Source organism: Roseovarius halophilus (ex Wu et al. 2025), from assembly GCF_047086965.1.
The window spans coordinates 1-257 of sequence record NZ_JBKOTX010000659.1 but is presented as its reverse complement, the minus strand read 5'-3'; the positions used below and the strand labels follow the sequence as shown (position 1 = coordinate 257).

General features: G+C 59.5%; 1 pseudogene. It reads right to left on the bottom strand.

Annotated features, from left to right (window positions below):
• Positions 1-99 precede the first annotated feature (99 nt).
• Positions 100-219 (bottom strand): annotated as a pseudogene (locus ACH107_RS33935) (SDR family NAD(P)-dependent oxidoreductase); the annotation flags it as partial.
• Positions 220-257: the final 38 nt, after the last annotated feature.

Sequence of the window (257 nt, the reverse complement as noted above, 5' to 3'; positions counted from 1 at the left end):
ATTTCTTGTTCATCTTCGCTCCTTGGTGGCTGCGATGAACCAGAAATCCTCCGTTACGAAAACCTCAAATCTGTCCCAAAGGCGCTGACGTCAGACAGTCAGCGCCTCGGCGTCGCGGTCGATCATGGCCACGCGCCGGCCTTCGGCAAGAAGCAGGCGGGTGGTGGCAAGGCCGATGCCGCGGGCAGCGCCGGTCACGATTGCGGTTTTCGGTGTCATTTGGATCTCCGGTTATCGGGAAAATGCGGTGGTCTGGG